Origin of the sequence: Photobacterium makurazakiensis, assembly GCF_050336715.1 — a bacterium.
Taxonomy (GTDB): Bacteria; Pseudomonadota; Gammaproteobacteria; order Enterobacterales; family Vibrionaceae; genus Photobacterium; species Photobacterium makurazakiensis.
Genome location: NZ_JAKJSJ010000030.1, coordinates 40441 through 64198, shown reverse-complemented (window position 1 = coordinate 64198; position 23758 = coordinate 40441). Strand labels below are relative to the sequence as shown.

16 protein-coding genes are annotated in these 23758 nt (G+C 43.9%); 9 read left to right on the top strand and 7 right to left on the bottom strand.

The features are described 5' to 3' along the window. Positions 1-20 precede the first annotated feature (20 nt). A complete protein-coding gene (malT, locus tag L4D09_RS14600; protein WP_428458251.1) occupies positions 21-2729 on the bottom strand; it encodes an HTH-type transcriptional regulator MalT in 2709 nt (902 codons plus the stop codon). 491 nt (positions 2730-3220) lie between these two features. On the opposite strand from malT, the gene L4D09_RS14595 reads away from it, so the two are divergent. The 3 genes from L4D09_RS14595 to glgB all read left to right on the top strand — a co-directional run bounded on the left by L4D09_RS14595 (position 3221) and on the right by glgB (position 10191). Further along, positions 3221-5680, top strand: coding sequence for a glycogen/starch/alpha-glucan phosphorylase (locus tag L4D09_RS14595; RefSeq protein WP_428458250.1), 2460 nt, complete (start codon positions 3221-3223; stop codon positions 5678-5680). Positions 5681-5807: 127 nt separating this feature from the next. Continuing rightward, entirely contained in the window at positions 5808-7991 is a 2184-nt protein-coding gene (malQ, locus tag L4D09_RS14590) for a 4-alpha-glucanotransferase (RefSeq protein WP_428458249.1), read from the top strand. Positions 7992-8007: 16 nt separating this feature from the next. Beyond that, positions 8008-10191, top strand: a complete 2184-nt coding sequence (gene glgB / locus L4D09_RS14585) for a 1,4-alpha-glucan branching protein GlgB (RefSeq protein WP_428458248.1) — start codon at positions 8008-8010, stop codon at positions 10189-10191. A gap of 152 nt (positions 10192-10343) precedes the next feature. Here glgB and L4D09_RS14580 read toward each other — a convergent pair whose 3' ends face one another. Beyond that, entirely contained in the window at positions 10344-11006 is a 663-nt protein-coding gene (locus L4D09_RS14580; RefSeq protein WP_428458247.1) for an START domain-containing protein, read from the bottom strand. Beyond that, the gene (locus L4D09_RS14575; protein WP_428458246.1) at positions 11006-12166 is read right to left on the bottom strand and encodes a glycosyltransferase; all 1161 of its coding nucleotides are present in this window, start codon (positions 12164-12166) and stop codon (positions 11006-11008) included. Before L4D09_RS14575 ends, L4D09_RS14580 begins: the two co-directional genes overlap by 1 nt. A 581-nt stretch (positions 12167-12747) precedes the next feature. On the opposite strand from L4D09_RS14575, the gene L4D09_RS14570 reads away from it, so the two are divergent. The 4 genes from L4D09_RS14570 to L4D09_RS14555 are packed head-to-tail and all read left to right on the top strand — an operon-like array spanning position 12748 to position 17053. Then, positions 12748-13647: a hypothetical protein gene (locus tag L4D09_RS14570; protein WP_428458245.1), complete on the top strand. Its 900-nt coding sequence runs from the start codon at positions 12748-12750 to the stop codon at positions 13645-13647. A gap of 10 nt (positions 13648-13657) precedes the next feature. Continuing rightward, a complete protein-coding gene (locus L4D09_RS14565; RefSeq protein WP_428458244.1) occupies positions 13658-14818 on the top strand; it encodes a BamA/TamA family outer membrane protein in 1161 nt (386 codons plus the stop codon). Between the two features lie 5 nt (positions 14819-14823). Further along, positions 14824-16086: a DUF4056 domain-containing protein gene (locus L4D09_RS14560; RefSeq protein ID WP_428458243.1), complete on the top strand. Its 1263-nt coding sequence runs from the start codon at positions 14824-14826 to the stop codon at positions 16084-16086. Further along, complete coding sequence (locus L4D09_RS14555) at positions 16079-17053, top strand: patatin-like phospholipase family protein (RefSeq protein WP_428458242.1); 975 nt, start codon at positions 16079-16081, stop codon at positions 17051-17053. Before L4D09_RS14560 ends, L4D09_RS14555 begins: the two co-directional genes overlap by 8 nt. Positions 17054-17155: 102 nt before the next feature. Here the strand turns inward: L4D09_RS14555 and L4D09_RS14550 are convergent, their stop codons facing one another. After that, entirely contained in the window at positions 17156-18805 is a 1650-nt protein-coding gene (locus tag L4D09_RS14550; protein WP_428458241.1) for a P-loop domain-containing protein, read from the bottom strand. A 221-nt stretch (positions 18806-19026) separates the two neighbouring features. Here L4D09_RS14550 and L4D09_RS14545 point away from each other — a divergent pair, with 221 nt between their 5' ends. Further along, positions 19027-19266, top strand: a complete 240-nt coding sequence (locus L4D09_RS14545) for a hypothetical protein (RefSeq protein ID WP_428458240.1) — start codon at positions 19027-19029, stop codon at positions 19264-19266. 78 nt (positions 19267-19344) lie between these two features. Here L4D09_RS14545 and L4D09_RS14540 read toward each other — a convergent pair whose 3' ends face one another. The 3 genes from L4D09_RS14540 to L4D09_RS14530 are packed head-to-tail and all read right to left on the bottom strand — an operon-like array spanning position 19345 to position 21678. After that, positions 19345-20682, bottom strand: coding sequence for an ATP-binding protein (locus L4D09_RS14540; RefSeq protein ID WP_428458239.1), 1338 nt, complete (start codon positions 20680-20682; stop codon positions 19345-19347). Next, complete coding sequence (locus L4D09_RS14535) at positions 20672-21331, bottom strand: response regulator transcription factor (RefSeq protein WP_428458238.1); 660 nt, start codon at positions 21329-21331, stop codon at positions 20672-20674. The genes L4D09_RS14540 and L4D09_RS14535 overlap by 11 nt, the downstream gene beginning before the upstream one ends. After that, the gene (locus L4D09_RS14530; protein ID WP_428458237.1) at positions 21328-21678 is read right to left on the bottom strand and encodes a PepSY domain-containing protein; all 351 of its coding nucleotides are present in this window, start codon (positions 21676-21678) and stop codon (positions 21328-21330) included. Before L4D09_RS14530 ends, L4D09_RS14535 begins: the two co-directional genes overlap by 4 nt. A gap of 161 nt (positions 21679-21839) precedes the next feature. Here L4D09_RS14530 and L4D09_RS14525 point away from each other — a divergent pair, with 161 nt between their 5' ends. Next, positions 21840-23729 (top strand): methyl-accepting chemotaxis protein, encoded by a 1890-nt coding sequence (locus L4D09_RS14525; RefSeq protein ID WP_428458236.1) that lies wholly within the window; start codon positions 21840-21842, stop codon positions 23727-23729. Positions 23730-23758: the final 29 nt, after the last annotated feature.

Genomic DNA, 23758 nt, shown 5'->3' with positions numbered 1-23758 from the left:
CCAGTGATGAGCTACTTGATTTAGAAGCCCATAAGTTTTAATAAGTTTTCAGCCGTTTCAATGGCTTGTTGGCGATTAGCAATGTTGAGCTTTTGGTACAAATTGCGAATGTGTGTTTTGATTGTTGTCGAGGCCACATCCAGTTCAGAAGCAATTTGTTCATTACTATAACCGGTATAAATAAGCCCCAGTACTTGCCATTCACGTTGAGTGAGTGGGCTGGTACGGATAAGCTCCGGGATATCGGGTAAATTCAGTAGCTTTTCTACAAAGCTCTCGTCAAAGTGTACAGAGCGGTTACGCTCTTTACTGGTCATTTCGCGTAATAACTGTCTTGCGCGGTGCATTTCAAGTTCATTAAGCGACTTATTGTCAACGAGCTCTTGTATCAGGTCACAAATTTCACTGCCATCACATAAGAAAATACCAACCATGCCAGTGCTATTAGTAAGAGACAATGCTTCTTGAAGCTCAGAAAGCGCCGCATCACGGTGTCCTTGCTTCTTACTTAACATTGCTTTTACCACAAGATTTCGGTTTTTGTCTGTGATCAAGTTATGCTTCACACAACTCTCTTCGAGCATATTAAAAATACTTTCAGCACGCTCATAATTACCCATATTGATACAAGCCCGACCAATATTACGCCATTGTAATTGCTGGAAGTGGTTACAAGCAGCCTCTGGTTGTTCGGCTTGAGCCAGCCACTGTTGGATATTCTCTAGATCCCCCGTATTTTGCCAGAAAAGGAGGTTGGCTAAATCGGTATTTGCACGCCAGTCAATATGGTAACTGGAGCGATCCATCATGCTATTACACAGTTCGAGGTAGCGAGCCGATTTATCTTGTTCACCGCGAGTAATCGCGATTCTCGCGAGCATGGAATATGCGTGAAGTGATTTAGTTTCATCGTATGGCGCAAGCACTTCAAGGCTTTTTAAAGCCGCTTCTTCTGCTTCATCCAAGCGGTTCCAGCACCAGAGTATTTGGGCACGTAAACGAAGTAGAAACTCATGAAGAGGAACTTGTTGTAAGTGCTGTTCTTTAACGAGCTTGAAGGCTTGGTCTAATACTTCGAAAGCGGTTTGCACATAGCCTTGCGCAAGTAATATTTCACTTTGTTGCAGTAATGCCCAAAGCGCTTGATGATAAACATGATATTGACGCGCCATTTTCTCCGTTTGTTGCATCATTGGTAGAGCGCGACTTAGGTTACCTAAGCAGTGGTGTACTTCACCCACAACGGATGTTGCAACAATACGGCTACGATAGGTTGTTGATGGCAGTTGCCCAAGCGCTTGCTCTGATAAAGTCAGCGCCTCTTCGGGCTTACTTTGGTTTATGGCGACTTGCGCGCGAAGTGCGTTGAATTCACCTTGTATTGCATCATCTAATACGATATCTCGACAGAGCATCGCTTCTTCTGCGGCGGTGATCATATCGCCGACATCATTATATCGGTGTTGGCTTTGGGCAAGCCACATGCGTAGTAACCCCAAGCGAGGGTGGCTAATTAACTGTTCACTTTTGAGTGAAGCCAGACAATCTTCAAGCAACTTGATTTCGCCATGGTGGTACATTCCCCATCCGTGATCAGTCAAGATCTCAATGATCAGAGCTTCATTTTCACACTTTTGAGCATGAAGTAATGCCTGTTGCGGTGAATCTTGCTTGAGCCATGCCCGCGCTGCTAGGGCATGAAGCTCCCCACGTTGTTGTGGGATTTGAGAGTAACGTTGGTGACGAAGGAATTCGGCAAACAAGTTATGAAAACGGTACCAGTTGTTGTCACCTTCTAATGTGTTTAAGAATAAACCGAAGCGATTCAGTGACTCGAGCATGGCGAGTGCGTCACTTCGGCCAGTTAGCTCTGCCACCAACTGGGCATTGAAAATATCAAGTACGGAGCACTGTAATAGGAATTGCTGTGTCTCGCGATCAAGCTGGTCGAACACTTCTTCAGCAAGATAATCCCATAAGTGGCCACGGTTAAAGTTAGCCATTGATTCTGCCGATTCAACCAGCGTGTTTGGTCTTTGCTGGGCGTGAAGTGCAATAAGCTGTAATGCAGAAGGCCAACCTTCAACCTGTTGGTGAAGATTACGCAGTACCGATGTTTCTATGCTTTCATTAACCCGTTTGCTGAAGAAGCGCTCAGTTTCTTCTTCGTCGAAAGCGAGACGATCGTTATCAACTTCGATAAGAAGATCTCGGATTCGTAGGTTTGCAGTACCGAGCGGTGGCAATGTTCGGCTGGTCACCACAAGCGTGATGTTGTCTGGCATGTTTTTTAAGAAAAAGCGCAAACCGTCGTGAATGTCGTCGTTATTAATAACATGATAGTCATCTAAGACGAGGTAGGTTTGTTCGTGATATTCGCTTAATTCACTAAAAAGCTCACTAAATAACGTCGATAAGCAGGCAAACTGCCGCCGTTCTGCCATTGCTTGTGTTTTAGGGCATGCATTGTTTGTGGCTTTGTTTATCGACTGTAATAGGTAATTGGTAAACCGGAATGTGTCGTTGTCATTCTCATCGATGTTGAACCAACCCGTATGCGAGTGTTCGTTCAACCATTGCGCTGCCATTGTGGTTTTACCGAAACCAGCCGGAGAGCGAAATAGCACGAGGCGATAGAAAGGGGCCTGATCAAGAGTTTCCAGCAATCGCGGACGAATTATCGCGTTATGAAGGCGTGCTGGGCGAGTCAGTTTAGATGGTATCCACATAATCTAGCTATCTTATTGTAAGGTTTAGTCGATTTTGCTCTGTTGTTTGTATTCGTCCGCCACTTAGTCGGCGTCACGTTTTTAATAGAGCTATTATGCTAACAAGTAATGATTATCTTGCATGAAAATCATTACACAGCATTTGATCTGCTCCATAACTTTACATTTCAAAATCTTGAAATCAGCAATTCTTACCCTCTCATCCCCATATTTATGAGCCCGATCACATATATAAGATCTTTCATAAATATTTAAGCCTCTAATTGCACATGAGATTACATCCCTAAAGTGTGAATCATGTTGCATTTGACGCGGTTTGTGAATGGTTCTACACCTCGATTTTTTGCAGGTGGTCACAGAAAGGGGTGTAGAGGCGTAGCTACGCCCCTATTCCTCCTCCCTCACCCCCCATTGGTTGGGAGGATGTTTTAGCCTATAAATAAAGGCAACATAGTCCCCAGTTGGAAATAATCCTAGAGAGAGATTGAACCATGTCAAAAAATGGTCAGGCACAACAATTTGATAAAGCTGCATTTAAAGCATCTGTTGAGAAGCACTTAACTGCAACTTACGCAAACACAGCTGAAACTGCGTCACCGCGTAGCTGGTATATGGCAATGGGCCGCGCCCTTGCAGAAATTAGTACAGGTAGTTTATTAGCGACTGAGCAAAAACTGGCTGAAGAAAAAGCCCGTAGTGTTAACTACCTATCACTTGAATTCTTAATTGGCCGTCTAACAGGGAATAACCTGATTAGCATGGGTCTGTATGAAAATGTGTCATCAGCAATGGAAGAGATGGGTCAGAGCCTAACTGACTTACTTGAAGAAGAGCGTGACCCTGCATTGGGTAATGGTGGTTTAGGGCGCCTAGCTGCTTGTTTTATGGATTCTTTAGCGGCACAAGAATACCCTGCGGTAGGTTACGGTCTTCACTATGAATATGGTCTGTTCCGTCAGTCTTTCGAAGATGGCCGTCAGGTTGAAGCACCAGATGCATGGCGTGGTATTGAAGGTTACCCTTGGGAGGTTATTCGCCCTGAATTAACCCAAGAAGTTAGCCTTTACGGTCATGTTGAAGCTTACGCAGACGAAAATGGTGTTGAATGTCGCCGTTGGGTTCCTGCGATGAGCGTAGAAGGTATCGCTTGGGATCTCCCAATCGTTGGTTACGATAACAACAGCGTTTACCCATTACGTCTTTGGGAATGTCGTTCAAATGCACCGTTTAACCTAGCTCGTTTTAATGATGGGGATTACGTTGGTGCACAATACCCAGCTTTAGAAGCGGGTAACGTCACAAAAGTATTGTACCCAAATGATAATCATGACCAAGGTAAAGCACTGCGCCTAATGCAGCAGTACTTCCATTGTGCATGTTCAATTGGCGATATTCTACGCCGCCACTTCGCTGCTGGTAACAAGATTGAAGCGCTATCTCAGCTTGAGACTATTCAGCTAAACGATACTCACCCAACCATCGCGATTCCGGAACTATTGCGTATTCTTATCGATGAATACAAATTAGGTTGGGACGCTGCTTGGGCTATTTCGTCGAAGACATTTGCCTACACGAACCACACATTACTGCCTGAGGCACTAGAAACGTGGAGCGAAGCACTTATTCAACAAATGCTTCCACGTCATATGGAAATTATCTTTGAAATTAACCACCGCTTCATGAAGCAGGTTGAGGCAACTTGGCCAGGCAACAATGAAGTGAAGCGCAAGCTTTCAATTATTCAGGAAGGCCCACAGCGTATGGTTCGTATGGCTAACTTGTGTGTAGTCAGTACTTATGCCGTTAACGGCGTAGCAGCATTGCACTCTGAGTTGGTTAAGCGCGACCTGTTCCCTGAGTTTAATGAATTATTCCCAGGTCGCCTTCAAAATGTGACAAACGGTGTAACGCCTCGCCGTTGGATTAAATACTGTAACCCAGGTCTTTCTGCGCTAATCAGCGAGAAAGTGGGCGATGACTGGCCAGCGAAGCTTGAAAAAATTGCTGGTCTAGAGAAATTTGCTGACGATGCAGCGTTCCAAAAACGCTACATGGCAGTGAAGAAAGAGAACAAACAGCGTTTGGCTGATTGGGTTGAAGAAAACATGGGTATTGAACTTGATACTGATGCGATCTTTGACATCCAAATCAAGCGCCTACACGAGTACAAGCGTCAGCACCTTAACTTGCTTAATATTCTGGCGCTTTACCACCGTCTTCTGAACGACCCAACATTCGACATGCACCCACGTGTATTCTTCTTTGGTGCAAAAGCAGCGCCGGGCTATGCGTTGGCAAAAGACATTATCTTTGCAATTAATAAAGTTGCTGAGAAGGTTAATGACGACCCGCGTCTAGGCGGCAAGTTAAAAGTTGTCTTCATTCCTGATTACCGCGTAAGTCTTGCTGAAATTTTATTCCCAGCCGCTGATGTGTCTGAGCAAATCTCTACCGCAGGTAAAGAAGCATCGGGTACGGGTAACATGAAGTTCGCCATGAACGGTGCATTAACTGTCGGTACGATGGATGGTGCGAACGTTGAGATGCGTGAAGAAGTGGGTGATGAAAATATCTTCATCTTTGGCCTATTGGTTGATGAAGTACAAAAACTAAAAGAAGAGGGCTACGACCCTTACCGTTATTACCATGCTGATAGCTTACTGCGCGCGGCAATGGATTTATTGGAAACGGATGAGTTTACCCCAGGTCAACCAGGTCAGTTGGCTGCTATTCGCCATAACCTGTTAGACGGCGGTGACCCATACCTAGTACTGGCTGACTTTGCAGATTACGTGAAAACACAAGAAAAAATTGATGCGGAATACCGTGACCAGAAAACCTGGGCACGAAAAGCCATCCTAAATACTGCATTAATGAGTAAATTCAGTTCAGACCGTAGTATCCGTGATTACGCCAATAACATCTGGAAGCTAGAACCAGTAAAGCGTTAATTAACACTTAAAGCGTATGAGTACCAACCTGAATTGGCTGGCTCTCTTCAGGTTGGTATCACCTCTAAATCGATATCAGCAATACCCTAACATCGTAGCAGCCAAATGGCTGCTATCGGAGAGAACGATGAAAGATGATCAAGTATTAAAACAAGTTGCTGACATGGCAGGTATTGCCGATAGCTATGTAAGTGCTTGGGGCGATGATGCTAACGTTGATAGCGATACAATTCGTCGCTTATTAAAAGCGCTAGGTTACGACACAAAAAATGACGAAGCTCTGCTAGAGTCAGCGAATAAAAAGCAGCGTCCAGATGTCTTGGCACCAGTTAAAGTTATTCGTAGCGGCGAAGCTATGCATATTGAAATGCATCTTGGTCAAAGTGCACGTATTAGTGACTTTAGCTGGCGTTTAGAAACCGAGCAAGGGGAAGTACTAGAAGGCTGGCTTCAATCTCAACTTGTTTCAGACACCCGTGTTGAAGGTGGAACTTTATTATTTGCTTTGCCAGATGACCTTGAGTTGGGGTACCACAAACTAGAAGTTTTCCGTAAACGCCGTAAAACGCCATTTGAAATGACATTAATTGTCACTCCGGTGTCTTGTTATAAGCAGGAAGCATTGCTTAATGATAAGAAAGTGTGGGGCACAAGCGTTCAACTTTATTCAATCCGCACGAATCACAACTGGGGCATTGGTGATTTTGGTGACCTGAAACAATTGGTTGCCGATGTGGCTGCTCGCGGTGGTGATTTTGTGGGTTTAAACCCAATTCACTCTTTATTCCCAGCAAATCCTGAAGGGGCGAGCCCATATAGCCCGTCATCGCGTCGCTGGCTAAACCTGATGTACATTGATGTAAGCTCGGTGAGTGAGTTTGCTCAATGTGATGAAGCTCAACAGCTTGTTGGTAGCCCTGAGTTTCAACAACGCTTAAGTGAAGCTCGTGATACCAATTGGGTGAATTACAGTGAAGTGTCTTGTTTGAAAATGGCAGTACTGCCATTACTGTTCAATACATTTAATGAACGTCATTTAAGCAATAACACAGCACGTGCTCAAAAGTTCCTTCACTTTGTTGAAGAGGGGGGCGAAAGCCTGCTTCATCAAGCCGCATTCGATGCGCTGCATGCCGAATTAAAAACAAGTGATGATTCTATTTGGGGCTGGCCTGTCTTCCCTGAAGAATACCGTCATTTCGATAACGCTGCGGTTCAGATCTTTATTAAGAAAAATTACTCGAAAGTACAATTATTCATGTACCTTCAGTGGATTGCTGATACCCAGCTGGCTGAAGTGAATGAGCTGGCTGAAGAGAAAGGCATGGTAATGGGCCTTTACCGTGACCTTGCTGTCGGCGTGTGTGATTCAGGCTCTGAAACATGGGCAGATCATGGTGCACTTTGTCAGGATGTAAGCGTAGGTGCCCCACCTGATATTTTAGGTCCACTGGGTCAAAACTGGGGTTTACCACCGCTGAATCCAGAAGTATTGAAAGAACGTGCTTATGAACCTTTCATTCAGTTACTTCGCGCCAATATGCGTAGCTGTGGTGCACTGCGTATCGACCATGTATTAGGCTTACTTCGCCTATGGTGGATACCAAAGGGTGAGTCGGCAGAAAATGGGGCGTATATGTACTACCCCGTTGAAGATATGATGTCGATTTTGGCGTTAGAGAGCCATCGCCATCAATGTACAGTCATCGGTGAAGATTTAGGTACCGTGCCAGATGAGATCGTTGAAAAACTCGCAACAGCAGGTATTCATTCTTATAAAGTATTTTTCTTCGAAACTGCTGAAGATGGTGGTTTCTATTCACCAAAGCATTACGCAGATCAATCAATGGCTGCATTGTGTACGCATGATATGCCAACGTTACGTGGCTTCTGGCATTGTGATGATTTGAAAATGGGTGAAGAGTTAGGTATCTACCCTAATAAAGAACAGCTTGAAGGTTTGTTCGATGCTCGTGCCGAAAGTAAGCAAAAAATCCTTGATAGTTTGGCTTGGCATGGTTATCTTCCTGAAGGGGTTGGGCATAATGCTGCATATGTTCCAATGGACCGTCACCTGAGTGAAGCAATGCAATTGCATTTAGCAGCAAGTGCTAGCGCACTGTTAAGCCTTCAACTTGAAGATTGGTTAGAAATGGATAAACCAGTCAACATTCCAGGTACGGTTGATGAGTACCCTAACTGGCGCCGTAAGTTGTCGACTACTTTAGATGACATATTTACTCGTCAGAACATTGTTGACTTGACTCAGCGTTTAACTGAAACGCGAGAACAAGCATCACAAAAATCATAATATCAGGAGTAATGCGTTGGACACATTGAAAGTGACCCGCAGTGATAAGGATTACATGCAGCTCGAAAGAGCTGCATTTTCAGACCCATTTTCATTTTTAGGCCCTCAGTATCAGTCTAAGGAAGTCGCACTACGCGTTTATCTTCCTGGCGCTGATAGTGTCGTTGCAATAACTGAAAACGGTGCGCGTTTTACCCTTAGTCGTGAAGGAGATAGCGGCTTTATTTTTGAGGGTGACACCGATTTTACCACTGCTTTATATCAACTTGTTGTTAGTTGGCCGCATGGCGAACAAACGATTTATGACCCTTACCAATTTCATGACCTGATTCAATCGAATGAGTTATTGAGTACGCCTTCGCAAATGCATAGCGAAATGGGTGCTCAGCTTATTACCTTGAATCGAGGCAGCAAGCCAATTTCAGGTGTACGCTTTCTTGTTTTTGCACCGCACGCGTCTGCTGTTAGTGTTATTGGGCAATTTAATGCATGGGACGGCCGTCGTCATCCTATGCAGCGCTTAGATGATGGGGTATGGGGACTATTTGTTCCTGAACTTGAAGCGGATGAACTGTATAAGTTTGAACTGAAAGACAGCCAAGGGAAAGGGCTCCCTCATAAAGCTGATCCTTGGGGTTATCATTCAGAGCAGTACCCGTCGTTTGCATCAAAGGTGTATGACCAAAGCCAATACCAATGGCAAGATACTCAGTGGCAGAACCGTCCTGTATCGGTAAAACACCAGCAGGCATTGTCTTTCTATGAGCTACATGCTGGTTCATGGAAAACCAATGAGCTAGGCGAACTGCTTAATTATCGTGAGCTTGCCGAAGAGCTGATCCCTTATTTAAGTGATATGGGTTATACCCATGTTGAATTAATGCCAGTATCAGAGCACCCATTTTATGGTTCTTGGGGTTATCAGCCAATTGGCTTGTTTGCACCAAGTAGCCGTTATGGTTCGCCAGATGACTTTAAGTATTTCGTCGATATGTGTCATCAGGCCAATATTGGCGTTGTACTTGATTGGGTACCTGCCCACTTCCCATCGGATGATCATGGTCTCGCCAATTTTGATGGTACACCATTATTTAATGACCCAGACCCACGTCGCGGTTGGCACCAAGATTGGCAGAGCTACATTTACGACTACGGCCGTGATCATGTTCGCCGTTTCTTAGTTTCAAATGCTTTGTTCTGGTTTGAGCATTACCACATTGATGGCTTACGTGTTGATGCGGTTGCGTCGATGCTTTACTTGGATTATTCCCGAGAGCATGACCAATGGATCCCGAACCATGAAGGCGGTAATGTAAACTTTGACGCCGTCAGTTTATTGCGTTGGATGAACGAGGAAGTATACCGTTTATACCCTAATGCAATGACCATAGCTGAAGAGTCAACAGCGTACTCTGGTGTGACTAAACCAACAGATATGGGCGGTTTAGGCTTTGGCTTTAAGTGGAATATGGGCTGGATGCACGATAGTTTATCGTATATTCAAGAAGAGCCTGTCCACCGCCGTTACCATCACGATACCATTACTTTCCCAATGGTCTACGCCTATAGTGAAAACTATGTGTTATCACTGTCGCATGATGAAGTCGTGTATGGCAAAGGGTCCATGCTAGACAAAATGCCGGGTGATGAATGGCAAAAATCAGCCAATCTACGTGCTTATATGGGCTACATGTACGGACAACCGGGTAAAAAGTTGAACTTCATGGGGGCTGAAATTGCACAGAGTGCAGAGTGGGCACATGAAGGCCAACTAGAGTGGCATTGGTTGCAATACCCTCGTCACAGCGGCATGCAAGCGTTAGTTAAAGATTTAAACCATCTTTATACGTCTGTACCTGCATTGCATGAACAAGACTGTGATCCGACTGGTTTTGAATGGCGTGTTCAGGATGATGCTGAAAATAGCATTCTTGCTCATGAGCGCTTTGCACTAAATGGTGACAAGGTATTAGTGATATCTAACTTTACGCCAGTGCCTCGCGATGGCTACACCTTTGGTGTGCCAAAAGCGGGTGAATATGAGTTACTGATTAATAGTGACGATGAAAAATACTGGGGTAGTGGTTCACCTGTGAAAAGTGTTGTCGAAACCCAAGAGGTAAGCTCTCACGGTTTAGATAATTCACTTGTGATTGATTTGCCACCATTGTCGACAATGATTTTGCATTTTAAAAGCTAACTTGCCAGCTTGTCCCGTACCTAAGTCACGTTGACGATTGATAGATAAAAGGCCCATAGCGAAAGCTATGGGCCTTTTTTTGGATTATGTTTCGTCCTGAAATATGTCTACACATTGAGGACTTATTATGACGCCACCAAGCAGATATCAACTTATAGATAGTTAACAATATGCGGGTAGTGTCGATTGTGGTATTTCTCTTGTTTTACCATCTCTTTTAGTCCCAGCAGGCTGTTATATGGCTGAGAAACTGATACAAGGTTGATTAACCACGCGGGTAGATTACCCCCAGGATCAGTAAGTACCTGATAGTGAACATGCGTAACTGTATCGCTCACAGGGGTGAACACCCAACGGCTGGTTAGACTTTTTACCCTTACAACGCCTTTCTTTAGTGGCAAATAGTCTGGAATACCTTTTTGTTTAAGGGTAACGGCTAAAGAATCTGGATTTTGAGTCGTTTTATTAAGTACAACGGCATCACGGTCGGCAACAGGCCACGGTGCCTTGCTGAGTGTTACGGTGATGGTCTCTGAATCACTTATCACCTTCTCGGTATGCATTTCATCGACGTTCTCAACCCAGTCGATACCCGCTTGGGTATCCTCAAAGACAGCGATGATAGTACTGAGATCGGCGTTTACCGTTGTTTGCGCCATGAACTCTTTGAAGTCACTTCCTTCAATAGAGCGGTTGTATACTTGTATATCATTACGATCACGCACGTTTTTCCACGGGGCTTCTTGTGCGAAGACCTGAGTAGATACGCCTTGAAAAGAAACCAGTGCAATGAGGCTAAATAGAATTTTTTTCATTATTCCACCACGCGTCCTTTCCAAGAAATGGACTTCTGTTTTGCTAAACGGTACGAGTTAATGATTAACAAACCCTGTAAAGAGATCCCAAATGGGACAAACACAGCATAGACCACAGGTACAAATAACTGAGCCACAAGCACTGCGTATGTTATAAGCAGTACTATTAACATGACAGCGTTGAGACCAAAGCTAATTAGGGCTAATAGCGTTGGATCGTTATTGTAAGCAAACCATGATAATAGAAATAGAATAGGGGTGGACCATGCGATAAAGAGTGACTTGCCTGCCGATGCGATAACACTGGTTAAGTCATTGGTTTCCACTATTCGGTTCATGTTTTTCGAGAAACCGTGCCAAATCTCTTCGGCACTGGTATACATGCGTGTACTCATCAGATCATCAGCAAACGCCCAGAAAATCTTAAACCCACGTGTTTTCATTGCTTTAGCAAATGCGAGATCTTCAGATATCTCAGAGGCAACCACAGTATGTCCTTCTACAGCTTGGTATGCGCTGGTTTTAAACAACATTGCTTGGCCGTTGGCAATCGCTTCTTCTTTTTCTGGATCGTTTGATTCATGAAACTTCATATAAGAGGCGATAGATAAAAATAGGCCCGGTAACAAGTTCTTTTCAGCGGCAGAAACCATGAGCTGGCGAGGATTGAACGAAAGTAGATCAATCTGTTTTGTTAAAGCGAAATCCATAACGCTTTTTAACATTCCTTTCTCTGAGTTAGTATCGGCATCAATAAAGAAGATATATTCCCCATTTGCTTGTAAAGCGCCGGCCATGCAAGCATTACTCTTGCCGATCCAACCTTTGGGCAGTGGCCGACCACTGATACAACGCGCGTTGAAATGACTATTAGACATCAGTGATTCAGCGACTTCACGGGTACCATCTTCAGAGAAGTCATCAACAACAATCACTTCAAGTTTATCTATTGGGTAGTCTTGTTCAAGTATGCTACCAAGCGAGACGTTAAGGTTGTGCTCCTCATTACGAGCAGGGATCACGACAGTAACACTCGGCCAGTTAACTCTAGAATGTTCGCCTTGTTTTATGTGTACCCTGTGCCCAGCTAAGATACCAAGCTTGATTAAAAAGACGACCACCCCAATTAACGAAAGGATAGTTAAAGCGAGTAAAACCATAAATAAAACCTGTTTGACCTAAATTATTCACAACCTAAATGCTAAGACTAAACACTTTTGCTGAACTTCAATTGACTGGTGTTTAATTAAGTGCAAATAAGTTTGACGTTTAATTAAAAAGGTATTGAAATGTAGGCACTATTGACTAGGTAGCTAAGGTGTTACGTGATAATACGAGCATTGCTCCTAACGGATTTGTATTTTCTATTAATCACACTCACCTTTTTTCATTATTGTCTCGCGATGGTAGGTGAGACAGGTAAGATTGGCATTTGGGTATGACGTCATGTGGTGAGTTACTGGCTTTTATCGAATAAATATTTTTCAAATTGTCGCCTTTTTCGAGGGTTTGGCGTCTTATTATCCAGTACATGGTAGTACATCATTGTTGGCAATAGAGAAAATCCCACTGGTCAAACCTCAGTTTGATCTATATTATTCACCGCCCAAATGGTGCGAGCAGATTTTTTTAATGAAAAGCAATTGACTGCTGTTCAATTAAGTATCTGTTAAGTATTGGAATGTAATGATGCCCGCGCGATGACCATGGAAGGGGTTTACTAGATAATTGAGATATAATTTTGAAAATAAAAGTTTTACTGCTAATTGCCACTTTCTTTACTTCAAAGGTTTTTGCACAAGAATCTTTTTTTCCAATTTGGGGAAGTGAAGCAGAAAAGTTAGGTCATACACTGCCAAAGCCTTATGGTTTCTCTGTGTCATATATGGACATGAGTAATCCTATTACGGTGAATAGCATCAATCTTACAGGGCACCCAGTATTGGAAGCTCTTGATGTTGATGCCAATCATGCTGATTTTACAGGCTCAAATATCACGTTTCGTGGTGATGTTTGGGTTTTCCCATTCATGAACGTCTACGGCATTCTTGGCTATACACAAGGCACAAGTAAGGCAAGGATCAACTCGGTTAGCTGTGATCATGCATCTGTACCTGGTTTAGGCAACAAAGCGCTATGCCGTTTGCTTGATTCTGTTGGTGGCGAATTACCTGACAGTGCCATGTTTGAGTTGGATATGGACGGTGGTACCTATGGTATTGGTACGACGTTAGCTGGTGGTGTTGGTAACTGGTTTGCATTACTCGACATGAATTATACCTATACCAGCATTTCTGCAATTGATGGCAACATTAAAACATTTGTTGCTGCACCACGTGTGGGGTACCGCTGGGAATATGGTGGTGGTCGTGAACTTCGAGTTTTCACTGGTGCGATGTATCAAGATGTACAGCAATACTTGTCTGGTGATCTAAAAAGCTTAGGGCTACCTTCTGCCTTAGAGCGAGTTATAGATGAACTAGCCCCTGACGGTAAATTTGAAGTCAGCCAAAGCGCAGATGAAAAATGGAACGGTGTCGTAGGTTTTCAGTACGCCTTTAACCGCGATTGGGATGTCTTGATGGAAGCGGGCTTTGGCCCACGAGAAACATTGTTCTTTGCTGTAAGTCGCCGATTCTAAGTAGATATTCATGATGAAACGTATTGTTCCTATATCGATTTTGCTCTTTTCTACGAGTGTGTACGCTGATCAAGATTTAACACCTTATCAGCGTTATCAACAGTGGCTTAATAATATGCTGCTTGAACTCGGTGCTGATGGTCAATTTAACCCTGATAAAGGGGTAGATTGGAGTGTTATGCCAGGGCCGTTTTATACGCCAGAGAAAGAGTTTGGCATTGGTGTTTCGGCTGTTGGTTTATATCTACCTGACTTGAATGACACTGTTTCTCAGCCAAGTTCAATAACGATTAATGGTTTCGGTTCGATCAACGGTGCTTACGGGATCGCAGTTAGTAATTCGAATTATCTTAAGCAAGACAAATACCGGATTTTTGTTAACGCTGAAATCATTGATTCTCCTGATATTTTCTATGGTGTTGGGGTTCAAGCCGGCAGGAACAATTCAAGGGTTGATTACGACCGTCGTACTTACGCAGCTTCCATGACTGGGCTGGTGCGGGTTTTACCTAATACGTATGTTGGCGGCGGGTTTGAAATTTCACAAAATGAAGCGTCCAAGGTAAAGCAGCAAGAGCCTGATAATAGTTGGATTGGCCAAGATATTGCGGATTTTCCTGAGAAGCAATACAACGCAGGGATGATGCTGACGGTATCTTATGATTCTCGTGATTTCGCCTTAAATGCTTCTGAAGGGCGGTTAGTTCAGCTTGAATATCATAACTTCAATACAGCGTTTGGCTCAGATAATGACTTTGAGCGTGTTGGCTTGAATTATAGCGAATACTACTCACTTTCGGCTATTCCTGGTGTATTAGCATGGCAAACCCGATTCGAGTCTAATTTTGGTGATGTAAGCTGGGATCAAATGGCATTGCTTGGTGGTGCTGAAGCATTACGTGGCTACGAGCAAGGACATTACCGCGATAAAAACATGTTGTTATCTCAAATAGAGTATCGCCAGCCTTTATCTGGCCGTCATGGCATGGTGTATTGGGTTGGTGCGGGTACGTTGGCCGATGAATTTGATGAAATTGGTCAAGACAAATGGCTGACTTCTGTTGGCATTGGTTACCGATTTGAGATCAAACAACGCGTTAATTTACGTCTGGATATGGGCTTTGGTAATGACCAAAGTGGCTTTTATTTTGCCATCAACGAAGCGTTTTAATTATTATGAAAAATGTCTTAGTTCGATTACTCCTTATGGTCTCCGTAGCGTTATTTATTAACGGTTGTACGACGAGCACTTGGTCTACTTATGCAATACCTGATGAGGCAGATGTCGCTAGTATGCTCAAGGGTAAGCCACTGACGCCTGAAACTTGGCATCTTGATGAAGCAAGTTACCCTAACTTTTCTGTACCTCAGAACGTACGTCCATGCTGTGCATTTGGCGATATGCAGAAAGTTAAATTAGGGCCTATTCCAATTCCTTTTTTTCGTCTAAACAATGTGGTCGATATTGATGATCTTGGACCACATAAATTTGCAAGTGGTATTTATTATTACACCCCGTCATCAGCTTCTGCGCTGAGTATCGGTGGTAGCGAAAATAATGGTTTACTCTATGCGAAGCATGGTGGATTTATCGATCTTGCCCATATACGAGATACCGCAGATGATACAATCGCGCTATTTTTTGAAATTTTGGCGAATTTGGGCAATGCTCATCGTATTGAATTACCCGCAGAGCTTGGACCTCGTTATATCGAACTGAAAGCTTTTGATACAAGCACATTAAACGATGAACAAAAATGGCAGCTATCAGCGCATTTAGCGGCAAGACTTGCTTATTTCAAAGCCGAATCGCATGAAATTGCACAGTGGCATGGTTATAGCAGCTTTAGTCGGTGGCCTGAGACTATATCGGCATACTCAATTGAAGATTTGTACTCCAACATGCTCGGTGCAAAGTTGACGTTAGCATTGATTCAACAGCGTAAAATGCTAAGTGAAATCCAATATAATCAGAATTTAACACTGTGGTTGAATGCATCATTACGCGAGTTAGGCGCGGTTGACAAATCACAGGCTAAAGACGTGTTATCGGCGGTTGATGGAGTATGGTGGTCATCACAAGAAGCGATACCTAATAAGTATATGGTACTCAAGCGACATTACGGGTTAGGGGATCATCAGGCGCCATACCTTTTACCGCAAGTGCTGGCGGGGGATGATCAGAGCTCAGATATGTTTAAGCTCGCGACATCTTCACCAACAGTATTGTCGTTGCCTGCAATGGTAGAGGGATTGGATCTTGATAAAATAGCATTACTGGTATTAGAAATTGCGCCTGATTATGCGCCCACATTTTCACACATTCCAGAAGCGATATGGTCAGACAGGATCGACCATACTCAATTTCCATTAATTGCTGAATATGCAGAGCAACAAGATCGTATTGATCTGGAAGCCTTAGGAGCTATCGGTGAATAAATTAATGTTGAACAGCAAGGATTATCGCCCAGTTATTCTTTCCTTATTGTTTCTTGGAGTCGCTGGTTGCTCGACAGTTAATCAATATGATGATCTGACCGTGGTTAATGTGTCAGAGCCAGAGCTTCAATCACAGCATGGACTCCACACGCAACAAGATCTCCAGACACAGAAAGAGCAGGGGCAATTCTTAGGAGAGAAGCCTAAACTTGCAATCGCGTTTGGTGGGGGGGCTTCACGTGGGATGATGCACCTCGGAGTGATGAAAGCACTTGAAGAAGCGGGTATTAAGGCTGATATCGTTACGGGTACATCGGTTGGCGCTATTGCTGCGACGCTATACAGCAGCCATGATTATGAGGAAGTTGAACGGAAGATGTTTGAATTCTCTGAACATCAAATCGTTGATTTCAACTTGTCCCGTAAGGGGTTAATTAAAGGTAAAGCACTCGCAAAGTGGGTTAACAAGCAATCTGGCTATGATGATATCAGCGATCTTCCAATACCAACGGGGATTGTCGCGACGAATTTGACCCAGCAACAAGCCGTTATGTTTACTGCGGGTGATATCGGTGAAGCGGTGCAGACTTCATCAAGTGTTCCTGGGGTGTTTGTACCGATTTATCATAATAGCGATATATTGGTTGATGGTGGTGTATTGTCATTAGTCCCTGTTTACGCAGCCCGTCAGTTAGGTGCTGATATCGTTATTGGCGTTGATGTATTCTGTAGTTTGCCACCGCCACTGAAATATACTGCTGTTGATACCATGGCAAACACATTCTGGGTTCAGAGCTGTATTGCAACCAAGGACGAAATCGAAAGTGCTGATATTGTATTATCGCCAGTCTCGCCTGATCCGAGCTTGATTAACTTTGGTGGGACAAAAGAGCGTGAAGCGGCAATGAATGTCGGCTATGAGGCAATGAAGAAAGCGTTGCCCGAGCTAATGGAACTGTATCAATAGCGAAGCTTCATTAGCTAAATTAGAGATGTTGAAGTTTAATGCTAAAAAAACGATGAGGCTTTCACCTCATCGTTTTTTTATATGGCTTGAGCGTAGTGAATCTTATTTAAATTCAGCACAGCGCATGCGGTTCAGCACTGCCATAACCTCAATGGTACGAGGTTTTGCAATGTCACCATAGTTAGGCATTGAACGGAACCATTCATCATTTGAAAGCATCATTTCAAATGCTTTGCTTGGTGATTTTTCCCAGCCTTTGATTTGTGCCATCTGGAACCATAGCCAGCCAATTGCGTGTAACTGGCTTGAATCAGCAACTTGCTCAAGTGCTTGTAAATTGACAAGCTCACGGCCAAAGCGCATTGATGTTTTGCCTTTAACCTGAATACGGAATTTACCTTCGTCAAGTAACGTTTTCAGGGCCGCACGGTTAAGCTGGCGAGTACGTGGGCGAGTGATCACTTCTGTGCCTTCAAGCTGACGGCGAGTCGGGTGAGTTTCAACCACTTCTTTCGCTTTTGCTGTTACATCAACAGCTTGATAGTTATGCATCTGAATAACGGTATCTGCGACATCAAGGTAGTCACCAGAACCACCCATTACGAGTAATACCGACACACCAAGTTGATCACGTAGCAGCGAAATTCGGTCAACAAGCGGCGTAATTGGCTCATCGTTTTTCGCGATCAATGCTTGCATACGCTCATCACGGATCATGAAGTTTGATGCTGATGTATCTTCATCAATAAGTAACGAATTAGAACCCGCTTCAATTGACTCTTGTAGCCATGACGCTTGTGATGTTGAACCCGATGCATTTTGGGTTGCAAACATACTGGTATCTTTACCCATCGGCAGATTGCTGATGTAAGGGGTAAGGTCGACATTGTGTACACAGCGGCCGTCTTCAGCGCGAATTTTCGAGGCAGTTTCGTCTGCAACAATGTACTCACGACCATCACCCGGAATATGATCGTAGACAGAGTTCTCAATTGCATTTAACAGCGTAGACTTCCCATGGAAACCACCACCAACAATCATGGTAATGCCTTTCGGTACGCCCATGCCGCGGATTTTACCTTTATGTGGTGCTTCAAGTTCAACCGCTAGGTTATCTGGGCTTACAAATGGCACTGCATCGGCTAGTGGTAATTCACTGTTACCGGCTAGACGAGGTAAAACACTCCCGTCAGCAACGAAAGCCATTAAGTTCTTTTCATCAAGTTGGCGACGTAGTGCAACTTGATCTTCAACTGTCTCACAATGGCGTTTAAGCTCATCCATTGGCAATTCGCGGGCGATGGTTGCACGGCGAATGATTTTTGGCATTGTGAATGTAAGTAGATTAGCTGTTTTTTTCGCAATAATTGTTCTGCCGTCTGCTGGCAGGTTTACACGAAAACGCAGCTCAAGGGCATCATCGTCGAATACGACAGCAGTACGGTCAATAACCGTTTGGCCCGGACGGTCAATTTGAATGTCGTTAATCTGCTGAGCGAGTTCAGCAAATTGACGTGCAATAAAGTCACGAGCTGCACGCTGGTAGTCAGCAGATTGATCTTTAAGCCATTCTAGATCAGTTAAAGACCATTTACGGCGTGCACGAACTCGGGATGCTGGCGCATAAGGGTCAGCCTGAGTGATATCGATGAAAAAATCGAAGTCAACGAAGTGATATTCACCGCGAAGGCTGGTGTAGCTGCGGTAATTGTGACGGTCAATTTTATGTAWCTTTGCTTCGAGTAATTGCATGATGCCTCGATATCTTCATTGTAAATTCCGGGGAGCGGATTTTACACTAATCCACCCCATTAAGCATACAAAGTTTGTGCTTTGGCGCACTAAAAGCGTGTATTTAGTTAGAAGATGAATAAATGCTTAGGTTATAGGGGGATATTCCACCTAAGTCTAATTGAACAACATGTGCTTTTACGGTTTATTAAGGCTTTAAATATTAGTGGTAAGGGCGTTTTATGTTAGCAACCGGAATGTTTACTGTTCAGATGGCTTTGTTGGTGGTTGGTTTAGCAATGGTTACCGTCAGTATCGCCCAGTATGGGAAGCGCACTCATGACTGGGGCGGCATCGTGAAGATGTTTTATAAGCGTGTCGAAATGACCACGGGTGAATATAAAAGCTATCGGTTAGGTATCGCACTGCTTGTCATTGGTGTGGTGATCCGCATTGTAAACTTAACGTTCTGGCCTGTTTAGTTCACTATCAAATAATCAGTAGCGTTGCAGGGCAAGTTACTGTTGCTCGATAGTTACCGTTGAACGATAGGCGATAGCTTACTCGCGTGGCAGTGGTAATGTCAGCTCGACACACAGGCCACCAAGCGTACTTTTCGATAGTTTAAGGCCTCCTCTGTAGCTATGCGCCAGTTCACTTACGATGTTAAGGCCAAGCCCTGTTCCTGGTGTTGTTTCATCTAGCCTAACGCCACGTTTTATTGCTGATTCATAAGCTGCGCTGTCAATGCCTGGGCCATCATCTTCAATCAGCAACTTAATTGTCTTTTTATCCCCATCAATTTGGTGAATACGAACAAGGTTATTTGCCCACTTATAGCCATTTTCGATTACGTTGCCGATGATTTCATCGAGATCTCGCTTTTCTATAGCAACAATTAACTCACTGTCGAGCTCGTTCACCAGTACAACATCACGGTGTGCATAAACTTTATCCATCGCCATTGATATGGCATCAACCCGTGCAGAAGGGGCTGTCTTTGCCGCTAGAATGTTCGCAGCACCCGCCATACGAGCACGGCCAAGGTGATATTCAATCTGTTGTTGTAATTGTTGGAGGGTAGGCTGCAACTTCGATTGTGCAGGTTCAGGTAATTGCTCAACGTCGTTATTGAGCACGGCAATCGGGGTTTTTAAAGCATGAGAAAGATTACCAGCATGGTTTCTTGCTCGTTCTAGGATCTCTTGATAGTGAAAAAGGAGTGCATTGAGATCATCAACAACCGGACGGATCTCTTTTGGGTAGCTACCTGACAGTTCTTTTTCTTCACCGTTACGAACCTGCTTTAATTTCGTCTGCAGTCGGAGGAGTGGCCATAGCGACCAACTAACCTGTAGCGTGATAAGCATAAGAATCCCACCAGACATAATAGCCAATATGACCCAAAAGCTTTTTGTTAGTTGGTGAAGTGTATTTAGTAACTGATCTTGGTTTGCTGCAATGGTTAATTCAACCGGTTCATCAACTTCCGGCAAATAGAACTCACGCTTTACGGTAAGCAAAGACTGCTCGTTTGGGCCCTGAAAACCGCTGTCTTCATCACCTGTTATTTTTGTATCCCACAGAGAGCGAGAGCGAATTTGCGTGTTGTTAACGCTTAGGCTCCAGTACAAGCCGCTATAAGGTTGTTGAAAGCGAGGATTCGATATTTTTTGTGGAAGGCTGAGTTTACCTGTTGCATCAACATCAACCAGCGCCGTTAGCTCATCAAGGTATAAGTAGAGCTGGTGCTTTTCTTGTTCAACCAAATAATCTTTGATGAAGCTTGGAACGATGTAACCTGCAGCAAAAGTGATCAACAGCAGCCAAACTGATGACGAAATCAGTAGGTGGCTGCGAAGGCTAGATTGTGTTGATAGGGTGGGCTTAATCGGCATTTATGCGATATCCAAGCCCACGAACTGTTTTTATTACGTCACTGCCAATTTTGCGGCGTATACGGCCGATAAACACTTCAATGGTGTTCGAGTCACGGTCAAAATCTTGCTTATAAATATGCTCAACGAGTTCAGTTCGTGAGATAACTTTATCCGCGTTATGCATCATGTAAGAAATGACTTTAAACTCAAGCGCAGTTAGTTCAATACATTCGCCATTGTGCATAACTTTAGAGCTACGAGTATCTAAACTGAGGCCACCCACTTGAATAACAGGTGAAGCGTTACCCGTTGAACGGCGCAGCTGTGCACGTAAACGAGCAACAAGTTCCACCATTTGGAAAGGCTTGGTTAAATAGTCATCAGCGCCAGCATTGAGTCCCTCCACTCGCTGCGTGAGCTCATTTCGAGCGCTCAAAATAATCACAGGCGTCGACACATTTTCGTCTCGAATCCCTTTGAGTACGGTTAACCCATCTAATTTTGGTAAACCAAGATCAAGAATAATAGCGTCCCAAGGCTCAGAGGTTGCACGGTATAATGCATCAATACCATCAGGGGACAATTCCGCTACCCAACCATTACTTTCTAAACCGGCAACAATTTGTTCGCCAAGTGTGACTTCATCTTCAACGACAAGTATTTTCATTCAGATACCTTGATGACATTTTCGAGAGCGCGACCTTTAATTTCAATAATAGAAAGTGTTCTGGCTTCATATTCTACTTTGACAATGTTGTTGTTCGGGTCGATAAGTTTTAATTCATAGATCCAGATATCATCATCCTCTTCAAGCTCTACCTTTATAATTCGGCCTCGAAGTTGTTTGCTAACGACTTCCTGAAGCGCCGAATAGGGTTGAATGAGCCCCTGCTGGACAGCCTGCATAACGTCATCATGGTCTTCATCAATTTCAAGCTCAACGCTAGCGTTAGCTTTCGACGTAACTAATAAAGCCAATAAGAATAGGGTAAGAATTTTTCTGGATATATTCATAGAATTAATTGTAATGCATTGTACGTGAACCGAAAATGAATATTATTGGTGATAAAGTACTCGTTTGAACTGTAGCACATACAAAATTTATTCTTGATCACAAAGTAACTTAAACCTTCACATTATAATCGGCGCCAACGTGACGTATTACAAGGATTATTATGCAGCTGTCGTTAAAGTCGAAACTTCTTCTTTCTAGTTTTGCCGCAATTTCAATTACAGCCATTGCGCTGGGTGGATTTTCGTATCAATCAATGAAGGCGCAAGCCTGGCAATCAATTCAAAGCGAGAGTACTAATACTTCCATTGCCGTGACAAAAGGGATTGGTGATTGGCTTGGTGATAAGCAAGCAGCAATCACTGGTATGGCAGATATAATGCGCAATAGCGCCGAGCCAGATATTGTTAACCATTTGAAGCAAACATTAACTTCTGGAAATTTCAGTCTTAGCTTCTATGGTAACCAGCAAGGGGAGATGTATCGTCATGATCCATCATTAAACCGAGCGGGTTATGACCCTCGTACTCGCGGTTGGTATCAAGACGCTCAAGCTGCGCGTAATGCCGTTGTAACTGCACCGTATGTTAGCCATACCATGCAAACATTGGTTGTGACACTGGCTGAACCGGTAATGCAAGGTGGTACTTTGGCGGGTGTTGTAGGTGCTGATCTTGCGCTGGGCGATTTGATGAAAGATGTGCTTAACGTGCCTGTACTAGGTAACGGTTATGCCATGCTACTTGATATGAAGAATCAAGTTATTGTCGCTCACCCAAACGAAAAATTTCAATTAAAGCCTATTTCAGAGTTGGGGTTAACAACACAAACACTGCAGTATGAAACCAATCGAGGTGATGGCTTCTTCTTCAGTGACTTTGACGGGAAAGAACGTGCCGTTGCTGTACAGCAAGTCCCTAACTCTGGCTGGGCTATGGTTATGGTGATGGACCGTGAAACCCTTGAAGCGCCAATTGTTGAAACACTGGTTGAACAACTCTTAATTGGCTTGGCTATTTTAGTATTAGTCTGCGGCTTCATTGGTTGGCTGGTTCATCGACAGCTGAGCGAGTTGAACAAAGTGTCAGTAGCATTAGCTGATATCGCTAACGGTGAAGGTGATTTAACCGTACGTATTGATGTTAATACGCAAGATGAAGTGGGTAAACTGGCTGAGAGCTTTAACCAGTTTGTTGCGCGCCAACATATTATGGCAAGTAAACTGCGTGATATTACGGTTGAATTGAATCGCAATGCGGCAGATGCTGCAACATCAGCCACTCAGCGCAGCCATAATATACGTCATCAGCAAGATGAAATCACAATGGTTGCCACTGCGGTAACGGAAATGGCAAGTGCCACCCAAGAGATTGCAGGCAATGCTGAAAATACAGCGAAAACCGCAGAGCAAGCTGTAACACTTACCGCAGAAGGCCATAGCCAAGTTGGTCAAAGCCAACAGTCGATTGGTAACCTTGCAAGCGAAGTCGATAGTGCCGTGGGTATTATTGAAGATCTGAACGAGCACGCGCTTAAGATTAGCATGATCCTTGCGACGATTCGTGATATTGCCGAACAGACCAATCTATTGGCGCTAAATGCTGCAATTGAAGCAGCACGAGCGGGTGAACAAGGCCGTGGTTTTGCTGTTGTGGCGGATGAAGTACGAGTGTTATCTCAGCGTACACATACTTCAACGGAAGAAATCCAGACGATGATCGAAACACTTCAATCAACCACCAAGCAAGCTGTTTCAGTTATGAATGACAGCCACCACTTAGCTGAAACCAGTGTTCAAGACGTTGATGGTGCTGGTGAGCGCATTAACAACATTGCCAGTGAGATTAATGTTATTAGTGATATGGCAACGCAAATTGCGTCAGCGGCAGAAGAACAATCGAGTGTAACGGCAGAAATCAGCCGTAATACGGAAGGTGTTCAAGAAGTAGCGAATCAAATGGCTGTGGAAGCTCAAGAAGCGGCACAACAAGCTGAAGGTTTGAAGTCACTTGCTGATCAGCTTGAATCTGAAGTTAAACGCTACAAGCTATAAGACAGCTTGTTTAGCAAATTAATAAGTTA